The organism is Bacillus cereus group sp. N11, from assembly GCF_016483605.1.
Classification (GTDB): domain Bacteria; phylum Bacillota; class Bacilli; order Bacillales; family Bacillaceae_G; genus Bacillus_A; species Bacillus_A toyonensis.
This window is the reverse complement of the sequence record NZ_JAEHBN010000022.1, coordinates 12,021-28,349: the sequence shown is the minus strand read 5'-3', so window position 1 is coordinate 28,349 and position 16,329 is coordinate 12,021. Positions and strand designations below refer to the sequence as shown.

The following is a 16,329-nucleotide window of genomic DNA, read 5'->3' as shown; positions in this document are numbered from 1 at the left end:
CAAAACCTCCCCCTAAAATGTTAAAGTAGTAACTTAACGACATTAATTTACACATGCTAAAAGCATTACTATAATCAACATTTCAGGAGGAAACCCAATGGCAATGAGCAACAACGATATATTAAAAAGAGTACGATACGCTTTAGACATAAGAGATATAGATATGGTGGAAATCTTTAAACTTGGCGGGATGGAAGTAACGAAAGAAGACGTAGTTGATATGCTTACAAAAATAAAGAGAGCTCCTCAGCATGAAGCTGAAAATGATGAGGTAGCTGAAGATGAGTACGTAAAAACATGCGATATGATGATGTTAGAGGCATTTTTAAATGGATTTATTACTTTAAAAAGAGGAAAGCAAGATCCGAAACCAGGGCAGCCTGCACCTGTACAGAGCAAGGAGAGTGCCAATAACCTTCTTCTAAAGAAAATGAAAATCGCACTATCTTTAACGAGTGAGGATGTACTTGATATATTAGATAGCGTAGGCGTTACGGTAACAAAAGGAGAGTTAGGCGCTCTATTAAGAAAAAAAGGTCATAAAAATTACAAAGAGTGCGGCGATAGATACGCAAGGAATTTCATTAAGGGATTAGGTGTAAAGTATAGAGGATAATGAGTTCGTTAAAGCAGTAAATGATATAATAGGTAGAGTAGGACGTTCGTATCCTACTCTTTTTTATTTGTAAAAATACTATGCTAGGTGATGAAATGGTACATACATATTTAGGTGAGACAATTAATTTTCATATAACTTATAAGAAGAAAAAGTCCGTGCGTCTTTTTGTGGATTCGTACGGAAATGTGGAAGTGCAGGCTCCGAAAGGGACACCTGTTGAATACTTAGTCCAGTTGCTAGAGGAAAAGTGGAATTGGATTCAGACAACTCGTAAGGAAATGGCGGAGCGAGCGCGTGGACCACAGGAAAAGGATTACGATCAGGGAGAAGGCTTTTTGTATCTAGGGAATACGTATCCGATACAGATTTCCCAAGATGCAAGCATTGAGCAAGACAATGCGATTTTTGAAGGGGATAAGTTACATATTTATGTAAAAGAGCTAAAGGATGAGAAAATACAGCAAGCTTTAAAACGATTTTATTATAAGCAGTGTAAAACTTTAGTAGAGAAGAGCATTAAAGTGCATCAAAGTAACTTTAAGACAAAACCACGTTCTATTCGTATTACAGATAGTAGTCGTACTTGGGGTACTTGCGATTCGAATTTACAACTAACATTCAATTGGAAGCTAGCAATGGCACCACAGCGAGTAATTGACTATGTAGTCGTTCATGAAATGTGTCATATGGTTCATTTAAATCATGATCGCTCTTTTTGGCGTCTTGTCGGGAAGATAATGCCTGATTATAAAGAAATGGAGAATTGGTTAGCCTTATCTAGTTGGAAAATGACGGTCTAATGTTGCGCTTTGTATAGGTTGCAATTATTGTCAATCTTTGTCGGTAAGTCGATATATTTCGAAAATCGCTGATATATTTAGAGTTGCGCCGATATATTTTGAAAATCGCTGATATATTTGGAGTTGCAATCGATATGTTCAATGAAGAGAAAGTAAAAGGAGATGTCACAGCAGACATCTCCTCTTTTCGAGTATATAGATTAGCGTCCAAACATCACAACAAAATCCCCATCCATTTTCTCCATTTCATACCCACGATACCCCTCCGAAAGCAAAGCCTGCTGTCCATTAGCATCACTCATTAGAATACTTTGAACATCTGTCCAATCTCTTTCTTTATCTCCGCGCAATTTCTTTACAAAAACATACCGCAGACTACCACCATACTTCTCCTTCAGCGCAGCAATCTCCATCCCTTGCGCAAACTTATCCTTCAAGCTCGGAATGTTAAAAGGAGCAACAGTGCAGCATACATAATCATATTTGCTATCTTCTTTTTGTAATTCGTCCATGATGACGTTTGCTAATATTTTTTGCATCCCATTTCCTCGACAGTTCGGATGAACGTTTGAGATTTCTTGATAGATGACGCGGTGTAGTTCACTTTCTGGCAAACCAATATCAAGCCCTAAATGTTCATCGTCGATAGGAGGGACGAGTAGAGCGCGAAATGCGATGAGTTTGTTTTTAATAAAAGCACCGATCATCATGCCGTTTCCTTCTAGAATATATTGAAATTCTTCTTGTGAGAGTGGTTGTAAACGACTTTTATCTTCCAACGCTTCAACTATAATGTTTTGTAATGATAAAATTTGTTCGATGTGCTTTCTTGATAGTAGTGTAACGTGAAATGGTTGTTCGTTTTGTTTTAATGTTCCTTCATATAGAACAGTCATGCGTTAGTCCTCCTTTAGCGTACAACGTCTTGAAAGACGGTTAGTTCTTGTAATGTATCTTCGTTTATTTCAATGCCTAGTCCCGGCTTTTCTTTTAAGCGAATGAATGGTACGTCGTAATGTAGGTTTCCGATATCTTTCGTGAATTTTAACGGACCTGTAAGTTCAACACTTGTAATGATTTTTTTTGAGAAAGCGACGTGGAATCCTGCGGAAGAGGCAACGGATGATTCGACCATTGATCCCACTTGGCATTCAATGCCGGCCATTTCTGCTTGATGAGCGAGCTTTACTGCGGGATATATGCCGCCGCATTTCATTAGTTTTATATTTACTTTATCAGCTGCGTCTAATTTAATAATTTGGCGCATTTCACGAGAATTTTTTAATCCCTCATCAATCATAAGCGGAAGGTCTGTTTTCGAACGAATATGAGCCATTGCGTCAATATCATCCGCTACAACAGGTTGTTCAATCCAGTCGATATTTAAATGTCCTAATGAACGAAGTGCAGTTAATGTATTTGCGCTATTTTTCCAGCCTTGGTTCACATCAACACGAATGGCGATGTCATTTCCTACACGTTCACGCACAGCTTCTATTCTTTTTACATCTTCTTTTACATTCGTACCGACTTTCATTTTGAAAGATTGATAACCTTTCTGAATCATGGAAGCAGCTTCTTCCGCCATATCTTCTGGAGGAGCAATGCTTAAAACGTGAGTGATAGGAAATTCTTCATGGTAGCGCCCGCCAATTAATTGATATACAGGTTGTTTTAGTTTTTTGCCCATTATATCAAAGCAAGCAATATCAATCGCAGCTTTTGCTGTCGGCACACCGTAAATGGTATTGTCCATTATGTCGTGTATTCTTTCAATATTCATTGGATTTTTCCCGATTAGAACAGGAGCTAGCGTATGTTTTAAAGTATGGAAAGTACTTTCCCATGATTCACCTGTGACGTGATCATCAGCAACGCCTTCACCGTAACCGATAATGTCTTCGTCTGTTTCCATTTTGACGATAATAGAAGGCATATCAGAATAAGAACCATAACTAATAACAAACGGATTGCGAAGTGGTAAACGAATTGCGTAAAGGTGAATAGCTGTAATTTTCATTGAATAGAAACCCCTTCCTGTTTACAATAGTTTTATACATTTGATATAGTTGACGTTAAATAGTCGTTAATTAATAATAAGGAGTTAGAGAAAATGATAATAAAAATTGCAGTTGTCGGTTCAAAGGAGTTTATGGAGAATCTTTTCCCTATTGCTCATAAATTAGAAGAAATAGAAATTGATCCATATGTTTACCTTCACCCGGCAGAATCTTCTGAACTATTAAAGCGTTTAAAGCCTTGTGATGTTATCTTTTTCTCAGGTGCCTTACCTTATTATATGGCAAAAGAAATAAGAGAACAATTACGAATTCCAAGTACGTACTTACAGCAAGATGAGACAACGGTTGCATCTTCACTTCTTTCTGTCATGTATCATCAAGGTATTCAACCGCATAAAATTTCAATCGATTTAGTAGACCGTTCGTTTATTACAAATGTATGCCGCGATATCGGTATAAAAGAAAAGCCACAAGTGTTGGATTATGAAAATATGTTGTGGAGTAAAGAGGAAATAAATAGAGTCATTGATTTTCATGTAGCTAAATATCAATCCGGAGAGGCTCATTTAGCTTTAACTAGTATTCACGCTGTTTACGATGAGCTTCAAAAAATAGGTGTTCCTTCAGAGCGTATGATTGATCCAACACAGTCCATTATACATGGGCTAAAAGATGCAAAAATAAAAGCTGAGTTAGCAAAAAGCTATTCAGCTACTGTTGGTGCTTGTATTATTTCTTCCTTAGAATTACGAACGAGTTTGCTTGAAAAACTAGATGTCATTTCAAAAGAACTACGTGGTTCATTTAAACAAGTGGATGAAATGACATGCATTTTGTATACAACTCGTGGTGATATCGAATCGATTATTAAAACAAATGCGATACATAACTTGTTTGCGAGCGTAGAAGGAACGATAGCTATTGGATTTGGTTATGGAAAAACCGTGAAAGAGGCGGAGCAAAATGCAAAAATTGCTCAAAGTTTTGCAAAGAATAATCCAATAGATCGTTGTTTTTATATACTAACAAGTGATAAAGATTTATTTGGTCCGTTCCCGAAAGAACAGAGAGTACAAAGTTTGAAAAATGATAATCCGGAACTAATGAAAATAGCGAAGGAAACGAAGCTTAGTCCGGCTAACTTGTCAAAAATCATTCAATTTAGTCAATCGCATCCGTCATTGAAGTTTACAGCAGCTGACCTTTCTGAGTACTTACAAGTGACCCGGCGATCGACAGAAAGATTGTTAAAAAAATTAGTTGATTACGGGTATGCTCATATTTGCGGCGAGGAAATGCCCTATCAACAAGGGCGACCTCGCGCACTATATGAACTGAATTTACCGCTATTTTTAAGCTTCTAGTTGCGCTTTTTGTTTCTTTAGTAGTTCTGCTTTTTCAATGTCTGATAGTTTTACAATTGTGAAGCCTGTTATACCATAAATGATTGAGATAATAGGTACGATGAAATTCAAAATAGCATAAGGGGCATATTCAAATGCACCTACGCCAAGTGTAGCGAGAATAAATACACCGCACGTATTCCAAGGAACGAAGACAGAAGTTAATGTTCCGCCATCTTCTAATGCTCTGGATAAATTTTTTGAATGTAGTCCTTTTTCTGTGTATGCATTTGCGTACATTCTTGAAGGAACAACAATTGAAATATATTGTTCAGAGCAAGTAAGGTTTGTTGCAAAACAAGATGCGATAGTAGAAGCGATAAGCCCTTTTGCTGATTTTGCTAACTTTAAAATTTGATTTACAATTGAGCGAAGAATACCTGTATGTTCTAATACTCCTCCGAAAGTCATAGCGACAATTGTCATAGAGACTGTATTCATCATCGAATCTAAGCCACCGCGGTTAAATAGTTCGTCTACTAGCTTGTTTCCAGTGTCTATAACAAATCCAGCTTGGAGTGCACCGACAGATGCTGAGACAGAACCACCTTGAATAAAGACTTGAGATAAGAATCCTAAAATAATACCGACGAGAATGGCTGGTATGGCAGGAACCTTTTTAGCGACCAATACCATAACGGCTACGGGTATGATTAATAGGAAAGGTGAAATAACAAAGTTTTGTTGTAAGACTTGTAATGTTTGATCGATGCTTTGCGCATCAATATTGTTATCACCGAAGTTTCTTCCTAAGAAAGCATAGACGATAAGAGTAATAATTAAACCTGGAATTGTAGTAAATAACATATGACGAATATGTGCGAATAAATCTGTATTTGTTAATCCTGCGGCTAAGTTTGTTGTGTCTGAAAGCGGTGACATTTTATCGCCAAAATAAGAGCCTGAAATAATGGCACCAGCAACCATTGGAGCTGGAATACCCATACTTAGACCAATGCCCATTCCGGCAACACCAATTGTTCCCATTGTAGACCAAGAGCTACCAATCGCTAATGCAACGATAGAACAGATAATGGTAATGGATACTAAAAATAGTGATGGAGTTAAAAGTTTTAAACCGTAATAAATCATTGTTGCGACGATTCCACCGCCAATCCAAGCACCGATTGTTAAGCCAACAAGAATAATAATGACGATAGCGGGTAATGCAAGACGAATTCCTTTATACATTGCTTCTTCAAGATCATTCCATTTGTAACCGTAACGCCAAGCGACGATAGAAGCAACGGTCGTACCGATAATAAGTGGAACGTGAGGGCTTTGTTTTAATACAACAATTGTAACCATCATAACTGCAACGGTAATGATAATAGGGATAATTGCTATTCCAAAAGGTATTTCTTTTTTCATAAATTTCCTCCTTGTTACGTATGTTTGTTTGTATTTTTTAGAATTGTCGTAAAATAGACGGTTATTAGGTTATGATAACTAAAAATATATGTAAGCGTCAACAAAAAACAGAAAATAAGGAATGTTCTAGTTGTTTATTCAGTTTGTAATATAGATACAGAGTAAGCTTTTAAAAAGTTTAAAAATAAACAATTGACTTTTTTCTTAAAATTCAATATGTTCATAAAAACATCTGTTTTTCATAAGTATAATTAACCTGAATGGTTTGTAATTTGGGAAGGAGAATGGAGCTTTGAAAACATTAGAACTACAAGAGCGTTTAACGGAAATTTTTCAGCATTTACATGAAAACCCTGAAGTAAGTTGGAAAGAGTATGAAACGACAGCTTATATTACTAACTTTTTAAAAGAAGAAGGAATTTCATATAAAACATTTGATGATTGCCCAGGCGTAATCGCTGAGATTGGGAATAGGACCCCGGTTATTGCGATTCGTGCTGATATGGATGCACTTTGGCAAGAAGTAGATGGAGAATTTAAAGCGAATCATTCGTGTGGTCATGATGCTCATATGACGATTGTAATGGGGCTTATTTTACAATTGAAAAATATGAGATGGGATAGTGGAACGGTTAGATTTATTTTTCAACCGGCAGAAGAGAAGGGAAATGGTGCTTTAAAGATGGTAGAGAAAGGTGCTGTAGATGATGCTGATTTCTTATTCGGTGTCCATTTACGACCAATCGAAGAATTATCTTTGAAACAAGCAGCCCCATCTATTCGTCACGGAGCAGCAAGATTTCTAGAGGGTATGATTCATGGGGAGGATGCACATGGGGCAAGACCACACCAAGGTGTGAATGCAATTGATGTCATTTCCATGATTAATATCGGTTTGAAAAATATATGGTTGCCGCCACAAAGTTCATATTCAGTGAAGATGACGCGGTGCCAAGCTGGTGGAGATAATCTAAATATCATTCCAGGTAACGGCCATTTTAGCTTAGATGTAAGAGCGGAGAATAATACATTATTAGAAGAATTAAAGAAAAAGATAGAGCATGTAATAGAATCAGCCGCATCAATGGGATCGAAAACTTCATACGAATGGATTGATCTTGCTCCAGGAGCAGAGGTGTCAGAAGAAGCGGAGCGTTACATGCGTAAAGGCATTCTCGAAGTGTATGGAGAAGAGCAATGCACAGGGCCGCTTTATACGACAGGAAGCGATGACTTCCATTACTACACAGTGAAGAGACCACATTTAAAAGCTGTCATGCTTGGACTAGGAGCAGATCTACAACCTGGATTACACCATCCGTATATGAGGTTTGATCATAGTTGTATTATGGATGGGGTAGAAATATTGAAGCAAACTGTATTGAAAGTGTTAGAAGACAGGGGCTAGAGAGCTCCTGTTTTTTTATCGTGAATTGTCTGTAAATCGATATATTTGAAAAACCGTTGATATATTTTGAGTTATGATAGATATATTGAGAAAATCGTTGATATATTTGAAGTTACGATAGATATATTGAGAAAATCGTTGATATATTTGAAGTTACGATAGATATATTAAGAAAATCGTTGGTATAATTTCACGGACCTATTAATTTGATGAAAAATGAGCCTCCAGTACATGGTGTATAATAATAAGTACCATTTTTTAATAGGAGAAAACGAATGAACGAACAATATTACGATGCAGTTTTACATATAAAAACAGTCGGTGAGCAAAAAGGGTTTAACAAGTCTATGCATTATCACCGCTATGAACCGACGCCGTATAGCGGGTTAGATGAGTTATTGAATCAATATGAAATACGAAGTAGCGACCGAATTGTAGACTTTGGGTGCGGAAAAGGGCGATTAAACTTTTATATGCATCATAAATGTGGTGCTTCAGCAGTTGGAATTGAAATGAATGAAGAGTTTTATAAAGAAGCGATGGATAATAGAGATCGTTATGCACGAAAGGCACGAAACAGTAAGGGGAAAATTCAATTCCAATGTTGTTTAGCGCAGGAATATGAGATTGATCCACATGATAATAGGTTTTATTTCTTTAATCCGTTTTCTGTGCAAGTGTTTATGAATGTAGTCAATAACATTTTGCTTTCAGTAGAAGAAACGGGGAGAGAAGTGGATATTATTTTATATTATCCTTCTGAGGACTATATTTTCTTCTTAGAAAATCAGACTGCGTTTGAGCTGAAGAAAGAAGTTAGATTGCCAGGTGCTTATGAGAAGAATGGGAATGAGAGGTTTTTAGTGTATACGTTAGGATAATAAAAAAGCAGATGCTAAGGCACCTGCTTTTTTTATTAGTTACGGATTAAGTAATCAAATGCGCCTAAAGCAGCGTTTGCACCTGAACCCATAGAGATGATGATTTGTTTGTACGGATTATTTGTACAGTCACCTGCAGCAAACACTCCTGGTACGTTTGTAGCGCCGTGCTTGTCTGTTACGATTTCACCGCGAGCGCGTTCAACTGTTTCGCCTAACCAGTCTGTGTTTGGCACAAGACCGATTTGAACGAATACACCTTGTAATTCAACGTGATGAACTTCTTCAGTTTCACGATCGATGTAAGAAATACCGTTTACTTTGTCAGTACCAGTGATTTCTTTCGTTTGAACGTTTTTCAGAACAGTTACGTTTGGTAAGCTGTTAAGACGCTCTTGTAATACAGCATCAGCTTTTAATTCTGGCATGAATTCAAGAACAGTTACGTGCTTAACAATACCTGCTAAGTCGATAGCTGCTTCAATACCAGAGTTACCTCCGCCAATAACTGCTACATCTTTTCCGATGAATAATGGACCGTCACAGTGTGGGCAGTATGCTACACCTTTATTTTTGAACTCAGCTTCACCTGGTACGCCAACATTACGCCAGCGAGCACCTGTAGAAACGATTACGCTCTTACTTTTCAGAATAGCGCCGTTTTCAAGTTCCACTTCAATAAGTTCTTTTTTCTCTAAACGTTTCGCACGTTGTAGATTCATTACATCGATGTCGTATTCTTTTACGTGCTCTTCAAGGCTTGCTACTAGCTTAGGACCTTCAGTGCGTTTTACGCTGATGAAGTTCTCAATACCCATAGTATCCATTACTTGACCACCGAAGCGCTCAGCAACGATACCAGTGCGGATGCCTTTACGTGCTGCATAAATTGCTGCACTTGCACCAGCTGGGCCGCCACCAACAACAAGAACATCGTATGGATCTTTATCAGAAAGCTCTGATGCATCTGGACCGTTACCCATTTTAGCTAAAATTTCTTCAAGTGTCATACGACCGCTTCCGAAAGATTCGCCATTTAGGAAAACTGTTGGTACTGCCATGATGTCTTTGCTTTCTACTTCCTCTTTGAATGCAGCGCCATCAATCATAGTATGTGTAATACCAGAGTTAAGAACGCTCATTACGTTAAGAGCTTGTACAACATCAGGACAGTTATGACAACTTAGGCTGATATAAGATTCAAAATGATATTCGCCTTGAATGTTTTTAATTTGATCGATTAATTTTTGTTCAACTTTTGGAGCACGTCCACTAACTTGTAGTAAAGCTAACACTAATGAAGTAAATTCGTGTCCTAATGGAATACCAGCGAATACTACACCAGTGTCTTCATCAGGGCGATTTACACTAAAGCTTGGTGTTCTCTCTAGTTCAACTTTTTCTACTGTAATCTTTGATGACATAGTAGCTAATTCATCTACTAGAGATAACATATCTTTAGATACATTATCGTCTCCTGAGCTAACTTTAAGTAAAATATCGTTCTCCATTAACTGAAGGTATTGGGATAGTTGTGTTTTTATATCTGCATCTAGTATCATTTTGATCGAACTCCTTAGATTTTGCCTACAAGGTCAAGGCTTGGTTTAAGTGTTGCAGAACCCTCTTGCCATTTAGCTGGGCAAACTTCACCTGGGTTGTTACGTACGTATTGAGCTGCTTTAATTTTGTTAACAAGAATGCTTGCATCACGGCCGATACCGTCAGCGTTGATTTCCATAGATTGGATAACGCCGTCTGGATCGATGATGAATGTACCACGAGCAGCAAGACCTTCTTCTTCCATTAAAACGTTGAAGTTTGTAGTGATTGTGCGAGTTGGGTCACCAATCATAATGTATTCGATTTTACCGATAGTTTCTGAGCTATCATGCCATGCTTTGTGAGTGAAGTGAGTGTCTGTAGATACAGAGTATACTTCAACGCCTAAGTCTTTTAGAGTTGCATATTGGTTTTGTAAGTCTTCAAGTTCAGTTGGGCAAACGAATGTGAAGTCAGCTGGGTAGAAACAAACTACACTCCATTTTCCTTTTAAACTTTCGTCAGTAACTTGGATAAATTCTCCATTATGGTAAGCATTAGCTTTAAACGGTTTTACTTCTGTGCCGATTAATAACATATTAAATTTCCTCCTAAATGTTGGTTTTGAGCATCAAAAAATAGTTTGCTCATAAAATATATTTTTTAATTAACTATAATAATTCTAATTCGATATTAATTATCATATAGAAGTGGTTATTTTGTCAAGAGAATAAACCAACTTTATACCAATTTAATTAATATTTATTCTCAATTAAGGTTGTTAGGGAATGAAAAGGTAACTTTCATGTCATAAATTTTCAATGAGTGTTTGAAAGAGTAGTGTGTATGTTAGAGATATGGTGTAAGTATAAATTCTTAGGAAGGAGATATTTCTTGGAAGTTGTAGATTTGAAAAGGAACTGCTTATTTCTATTTTACAAAGAATTGTGCGATAAATAAAATAAAATGAATCGGAATCTTTTTGAACAATTTTTGTCCGCTCAAATATATAATTAGGAAGTATATTGCAATGATAATTAGAAACATTGACTCAAAGGGCTAACAAGATATAATAAAATCTAGATATATCTTTCAAAAAGAAGAATATATAATATAGGATGAAAAACATTCAACCTATTATTTTTTTATAGCCTTTAGAAAACGCTTACAATTAGTGTGGGAGGAGAAACCATGTCTAAGTTCACAAAGTATTTTTTAATGGAAGATAAAGATGTAATTGCATATGTGAAAGAGAAAATATCTAAGTTTGAACATGCAAAGGGGTTACAGTGTAAAGAAATAGGTGATGGTAATTTAAATTATGTGTTCCGCGTTTGGGATGAAAAAGAGACCATGTCTGTCATCGTAAAGCAGGCCGGGAATACAGCACGTATTTCAGATGAGTTTAAGTTGTCGACGAATCGTATTCGTATAGAATCAGATGTTTTGCAGTTAGAGGAGGAGTTAGCACCTGGGCTTGTTCCAAAAGTATATTTGTTTGATAGTGTGATGAATTGTTGCGTGATGGAGGACTTATCAGATCACACAATATTACGTACAGCACTTATAAATCATCAAATATTTCCGAGGCTTGCTGAAGATTTAACTACTTTTATGGTAAATACTCTTCTATTAACATCAGATGTTGTAATGAATCATAAAGAGAAGAAGGAACTTATGAAGAATTATATAAATCCAGAGTTATGTGAGATTACAGAGGACCTCGTATACTCTGAACCATTTACAAATCATAATAAACGTAATGAGTTATTTCAGTTAAATGAAGGATGGATTAGAGAGCATATTTATAGTGATAAAGAGCTTCGTATGGAAGTAGCGAAACTTAAGTTTTCTTTTATGACGAATGCGCAGGCGTTGCTTCACGGTGATTTACATACTGGTTCTGTTTTCGTAAAAATTGATTCTACAAAAGTTATTGATCCTGAGTTTGCTTTTTATGGACCTATGGGATATGACATTGGGAATGTAATGGCGAATTTAATATTTGCTTGGGTGAATGCAGATGCAACGATGTTACCTGGAGCTGAAAAAGATACGTATATGGATTGGCTAAAAACGACGATGGTAGAGGTAATTGATTTATTTAAGAAGAAGTTTTTAGTTGCTTGGGATATTCATGTGACAGAAATTATGGCGAAGGAAGAAGGCTTTAATGGCGTATATTTACAATCTGTGTTAGAGGATACAGCTGCAGTGACGGGTCTTGAGTTAATTCGTCGTATTGTTGGATTAGCGAAAGTAAAGGATATTACTTGTATTGAGAATGATGAAGCACGTGCTAGAGCGGAGCGAATTTGTCTTCAAGTAGCGAAGAAGTTTATTTTACGAGCGAATCAATATAAAACAGGTACGAGTTTTGTAGAAACGTTAAAAAAACAGTCCATTCATAGCGCGAAGTAAGGAGAGAAAATGATGAAAGAGCAATTAATACCAATTCAATGGAAAGATGATGCTTTAGTTTTATTAGATCAAACGTTATTACCGAACGAAGTTGTCTATGAATCTTTCAAAACAGCTGAAAGTGTGTGGGATGCAATTCAAGTCATGAAAGTGCGAGGTGCACCAGCAATTGGGGTTTCAGCAGCGTATGGTGTGTATTTAGGGGTAAAGGAATTTGCTGAAAGTACGGTAGAAGGATGTATTGAAGAAGTAAAAAAGGTATGTGCATATTTAGCAACATCAAGACCGACGGCAGTAAATTTATTTTGGGCGCTGGAAAGAATGGAAAGTGTAGCGATAGATAATGTTCACTTATCGATTGCACGGTTGAAAGATAGATTGTTAGAAGAGGCAAAAGAGATTCATAGAGAAGATGAAGAAATTAACCGTCAAATTGGAGAACATGCATTAACATTATTCCATGATGGCATGGGATTATTAACTCATTGTAATGCAGGTGCGTTAGCAACGACTAAGTATGGTACTGCGACAGCTCCAATGTATTTAGCGAAAGAAAAAGGATGGGACCTTAAAATCTACTCTGATGAAACACGACCTAGATTACAAGGTTCAACGTTAACAGCATTAGAACTACAGCGAGCGGGAATTGATGTAACAGTCATTACCGATAATATGGCAGCTATGGTCATGTCACAAGGGAAGATTGATGCAGTAATCGTTGGATGTGACCGTGTGGCAGCAAATGGTGATGTAGCAAATAAAATTGGCACATTAGGCGTATCTATTTTAGCTAAGTACTACAACATTCCGTTTTATGTAGCAGCACCAACACCGACAATCGACTTAAAAACACCGACAGGAAAAGAAATTCCGATCGAGGAAAGAGATGCCTTTGAAGTGATTAATCGCTTCGGACAATATTCTGCTCCGAAAGAAAGTAAAGTATATAATCCAGCGTTTGATGTTACTCCATATGAAAATGTAACAGCGATTATTACAGAAAAAGGGATTGTAAAGGCACCGTTTACGGAGAATTTAAAAAAGCTATTTCAATAAATAGATAAATATAAAAATCAGTCATCATAAGCTTCATACTTAGGGGGATGTATATGTTATTACAAAAAGAAAGAGAAGAAATTGTAGCGTACGGAAGGAAAATGATTTCTAGCGGTTTAACAAAGGGGACCGGCGGAAATATTAGTATTTTCAATCGTGAACAAGGCCTAGTTGCAATTAGCCCAAGTGGTTTAGATTATTATGAAACAACGCCCGTGGATGTAGTTATATTAAACTTAGATGGTGAAGTAGTAGAAGGTGAGAGAAAACCGTCAAGTGAACTAGATATGCATCTTATTTATTATAGGAATCGTGAAGATATAAATGCGCTCGTGCATACACATTCACCTTATGCGAAGACGATTGCATCATTAGGGTGGGAGCTTCCTGCTGTTTCATATTTAATTGCTTTCGCAGGCCCGAATGTACGCTGTGCACCGTATGAAACATTTGGTACGAAGCAATTAGCAGAGGCTGCTTTTGAAGGCATGATTAATCGCCGTGCAGTATTACTTGCGAACCACGGTTTAATTGCAGGTGCAAATAATATAAAAATGGCATTTACTGTTGCGGAAGAAATTGAGTTTTGTGCGCAAATTTATTATCAAACGAAAAGCGTCGGAGAACCGAAGTTATTGCCAGAAGATGAGATGGAGAATTTAGCGAAGAAGTTTGAAGGATATGGGCAGCAGTAGAATGAAACGAAAACACCCTCAAGATTGCACTCTTGAGGGTGTTTTTTATGCTTTCTTAAGCAATAAATACATAAAGTAAGGAGCACCAATTAAAGCAACGACAATACCTGCTGGAATACCGTTAGGTTCAACGATGTTTCGTCCGATTGTGTCTGCTAATAGTAATAGCCATCCGCCGATTAAAAGGGCGATAGGCATGAAGATTTGATGTCTTGGGCCTACTAAAGATTTTGCGATATGAGGAGCCATCAGCCCGATAAAGCTAATTCCTCCTGTTACGGAAACTGCTGCAGCTGCAAGTGCAACGGCTGCAATTAATAAGTATCTGCGTTCTTTTTCAATTTCAATTCCAACGCCGATTGCGACTGGTTCGTTTAATGCTAAAATGTTTAATCGATTTGCTTTATAGAAAACAAATGGAATTAATACGATTAACCATGGGAGCATTGCGAAAATGAAGATCCAATCATCTCCCCAAATGTTTCCGGCAATCCATTTGGCGATAAAGTCGACTTTCATACGATCAGCAGATGAAATAAGGACAATCATTGCTCCAGATAGTGCAAATGAAAAACCGATACCGGTTAATGTTAATCGTATTGGCTGAAGCCCTGTTGATTGACTATATGAAAATACGTAAATTAAAACAGCTGTAAGAAAAGCCCCGATAAATCCAACGACTGGTAGTAAATAAAGAAATGAACCTACATCTATTGGAAAGTATAAAAAGAAAATAGAAACAGCAACACCAGCACCAGAGTTAATCCCGAGAATACCAGGTTCAGCTAAATCGTTACGTGTAATGCCTTGAAGGATAGCACCTGATAAAGCGAGTGCCATACCAGCTAATACTGTAATGATAATTCTAGGTAGTCTTAAAGAATATAAAACGAATTCTTCTTTAAATGAACCTTGTCCCATTAGCGTTGGGAGTAGTCGATCATAAGATAAAGATGCTGAACCGAGTCCCATTCCAATTACAATGGTTGTAATAGTTAGTATAAGTAATGCGAGTATAATAAGACGTTGTTTTCTTAAAATAGATGGCATCATGAGAATGTTTTTCCTCCTTTACGAACAATAAATAGGAAGAATGGTAATCCTACAATTGCGACGATAGCAGCAACGGGTGTTTCATACGGAGCATTAATTGTACGTCCGATTGTGTCTGCAAGTAACATAAAGGAAGCACCAGCAATTGCTGACATCGGAATAATAAATCGGTAATCTGGACCAACAATAGGACGCACCATATGAGGTATCATTAAACCAATAAATGCCATATTTCCGACAAGCGCCACAGAAGCACCAGCAAGTAAGATAATAATGATAAACAAAATTGTTTTAATAACAATGATTTTTTGACCGAGTCCAACAGCAACTTCTTCACTGAAACTAAGGACTGTCAATTTTCTTGCAAATAAGATAGCGATAAAGATACTTATTGAAATGACTGGAATAATAATTTTCAATTGACTCCAAGTAGTTCCAATCACCCCTCCAGCAGTCCAAAGTGATACATCTTGTGAAATTTTGAAGTAAATGCCGACTCCTTCTGAAATTGCGAGTAGAAATGCTGAAACTGCAGCACCTGCTAATACAATTCGAAGAGGAGAAAGTCCGCCTTTTTTCACCATACCAATTCCAAATACCATAATTGCCCCTACCGCAGCCCCGATAAAGCAAGCTAATGTTAAGTACAAATAGCTTATGGAAGGGTTGAAAGCAAGTGTTAGTGCAAGTGCAGCATTTGCGCCACCCGTTAGCCCAAGTAAGCCAGGGTCTGCAAGGGGGTTTCGTGTTAAACCTTGCATAATTGCCCCAGAAACGGCTAGTCCAGCCCCTACAAAAATAGCAGCAACTTCACGTGGTAAACGTATTTCACGAATAATAGATATTTTGTCTCCTTGAGCCGAGGAAGTGAGTGCTAACCATACGTCTTTTATAGAAGTATCTGCAGCCCCTAATACCATTGCAACCATAAAAATTAGAAAGAATGCAATTATGCTCAAAATTAGTTTGTATGTAAAAGCTATAGAACGTGGATTGTCATGATCTTTTGTCATTCGTTTCACATCTTTTCTGTTCATAGAATAAAGGAAGAGGAATTCT

At 37.1% G+C, this 16,329-nt stretch carries 15 protein-coding genes; 8 read left to right on the top strand and 7 right to left on the bottom strand.

Annotated features, from left to right (window positions below; translation table 11 throughout):
- The first annotated feature begins 97 nt into the window (after window positions 1-97).
- Both JDS98_RS25740 and JDS98_RS25735 read left to right on the top strand, forming a co-directional pair.
- Window positions 98-616 (top strand): YehS family protein, encoded by a 519-nt coding sequence (locus JDS98_RS25740; RefSeq protein ID WP_053565385.1) that lies wholly within the window; start codon window positions 98-100, stop codon window positions 614-616.
- A gap of 95 nt (window positions 617-711) precedes the next feature.
- A complete protein-coding gene (locus JDS98_RS25735; RefSeq protein ID WP_087969149.1) occupies window positions 712-1,419 on the top strand; it encodes a M48 family metallopeptidase in 708 nt (235 codons plus the stop codon).
- Window positions 1,420-1,619: 200 nt separating this feature from the next.
- Here the strand turns inward: JDS98_RS25735 and JDS98_RS25730 are convergent, their stop codons facing one another.
- On the bottom strand, window positions 1,620-2,315 hold the full coding sequence (locus JDS98_RS25730; RefSeq protein ID WP_016107430.1) for a hypothetical protein: 696 nt from the start codon (window positions 2,313-2,315) through the stop codon (window positions 1,620-1,622).
- Between the two features lie 14 nt (window positions 2,316-2,329).
- Window positions 2,330-3,439, bottom strand: coding sequence for a mandelate racemase/muconate lactonizing enzyme family protein (locus tag JDS98_RS25725; protein WP_199634476.1), 1,110 nt, complete (start codon window positions 3,437-3,439; stop codon window positions 2,330-2,332).
- Between the two features lie 93 nt (window positions 3,440-3,532).
- Between JDS98_RS25725 and JDS98_RS25720 the strand changes: the two genes are divergently transcribed.
- Window positions 3,533-4,804 carry a hypothetical protein gene (locus tag JDS98_RS25720; RefSeq protein ID WP_000584378.1) on the top strand — a complete coding sequence of 424 codons (1,272 nt, stop codon included), beginning with the start codon at window positions 3,533-3,535 and terminating at the stop codon, window positions 4,802-4,804.
- Here JDS98_RS25720 and nhaC read toward each other — a convergent pair.
- The gene (nhaC, locus tag JDS98_RS25715) at window positions 4,793-6,214 is read right to left on the bottom strand and encodes a Na+/H+ antiporter NhaC (RefSeq protein WP_199634475.1); all 1,422 of its coding nucleotides are present in this window, start codon (window positions 6,212-6,214) and stop codon (window positions 4,793-4,795) included. The genes JDS98_RS25720 and nhaC overlap by 12 nt on opposite strands.
- Window positions 6,215-6,506: 292 nt before the next feature.
- On the opposite strand from nhaC, the gene JDS98_RS25710 reads away from it, so the two are divergent.
- Together JDS98_RS25710 and JDS98_RS25705 are read left to right on the top strand one after the other, a co-directional pair.
- Entirely contained in the window at window positions 6,507-7,622 is a 1,116-nt protein-coding gene (locus JDS98_RS25710) for a M20 peptidase aminoacylase family protein (protein WP_199634474.1), read from the top strand.
- Between the two features lie 275 nt (window positions 7,623-7,897).
- Entirely contained in the window at window positions 7,898-8,503 is a 606-nt protein-coding gene (locus JDS98_RS25705; RefSeq protein WP_001005626.1) for an SAM-dependent methyltransferase, read from the top strand.
- A 35-nt stretch (window positions 8,504-8,538) separates the two neighbouring features.
- Here the strand turns inward: JDS98_RS25705 and ahpF are convergent, their stop codons facing one another.
- A complete protein-coding gene (ahpF, locus tag JDS98_RS25700) occupies window positions 8,539-10,065 on the bottom strand; it encodes an alkyl hydroperoxide reductase subunit F (RefSeq protein ID WP_000599520.1) in 1,527 nt (508 codons plus the stop codon).
- A 14-nt stretch (window positions 10,066-10,079) separates the two neighbouring features.
- Entirely contained in the window at window positions 10,080-10,643 is a 564-nt protein-coding gene (ahpC, locus tag JDS98_RS25695; RefSeq protein WP_000924420.1) for an alkyl hydroperoxide reductase subunit C, read from the bottom strand.
- A 593-nt stretch (window positions 10,644-11,236) separates the two neighbouring features.
- Between ahpC and mtnK the strand changes: the two genes are divergently transcribed.
- The 3 genes from mtnK to JDS98_RS25680 are packed head-to-tail and all read left to right on the top strand — an operon-like array spanning window position 11,237 to window position 14,217.
- Window positions 11,237-12,466 carry an S-methyl-5-thioribose kinase gene (mtnK, locus tag JDS98_RS25690; protein ID WP_097959751.1) on the top strand — a complete coding sequence of 410 codons (1,230 nt, stop codon included), beginning with the start codon at window positions 11,237-11,239 and terminating at the stop codon, window positions 12,464-12,466.
- Between the two features lie 12 nt (window positions 12,467-12,478).
- The gene (mtnA, locus tag JDS98_RS25685; RefSeq protein WP_141555989.1) at window positions 12,479-13,522 is read left to right on the top strand and encodes an S-methyl-5-thioribose-1-phosphate isomerase; all 1,044 of its coding nucleotides are present in this window, start codon (window positions 12,479-12,481) and stop codon (window positions 13,520-13,522) included.
- 53 nt (window positions 13,523-13,575) lie between these two features.
- Window positions 13,576-14,217: an L-fuculose-phosphate aldolase gene (locus JDS98_RS25680; RefSeq protein WP_000926572.1), complete on the top strand. Its 642-nt coding sequence runs from the start codon at window positions 13,576-13,578 to the stop codon at window positions 14,215-14,217.
- Between the two features lie 45 nt (window positions 14,218-14,262).
- On the opposite strand, the gene JDS98_RS25675 is transcribed toward JDS98_RS25680, so the two are convergent.
- Complete coding sequence (locus JDS98_RS25675; RefSeq protein WP_000982878.1) at window positions 14,263-15,270, bottom strand: FecCD family ABC transporter permease; 1,008 nt, start codon at window positions 15,268-15,270, stop codon at window positions 14,263-14,265.
- Entirely contained in the window at window positions 15,267-16,307 is a 1,041-nt protein-coding gene (locus JDS98_RS25670) for a FecCD family ABC transporter permease (protein ID WP_002105669.1), read from the bottom strand. Before JDS98_RS25670 ends, JDS98_RS25675 begins: the two co-directional genes overlap by 4 nt.
- Between the last annotated feature and the right edge of the window lie 22 nt (window positions 16,308-16,329).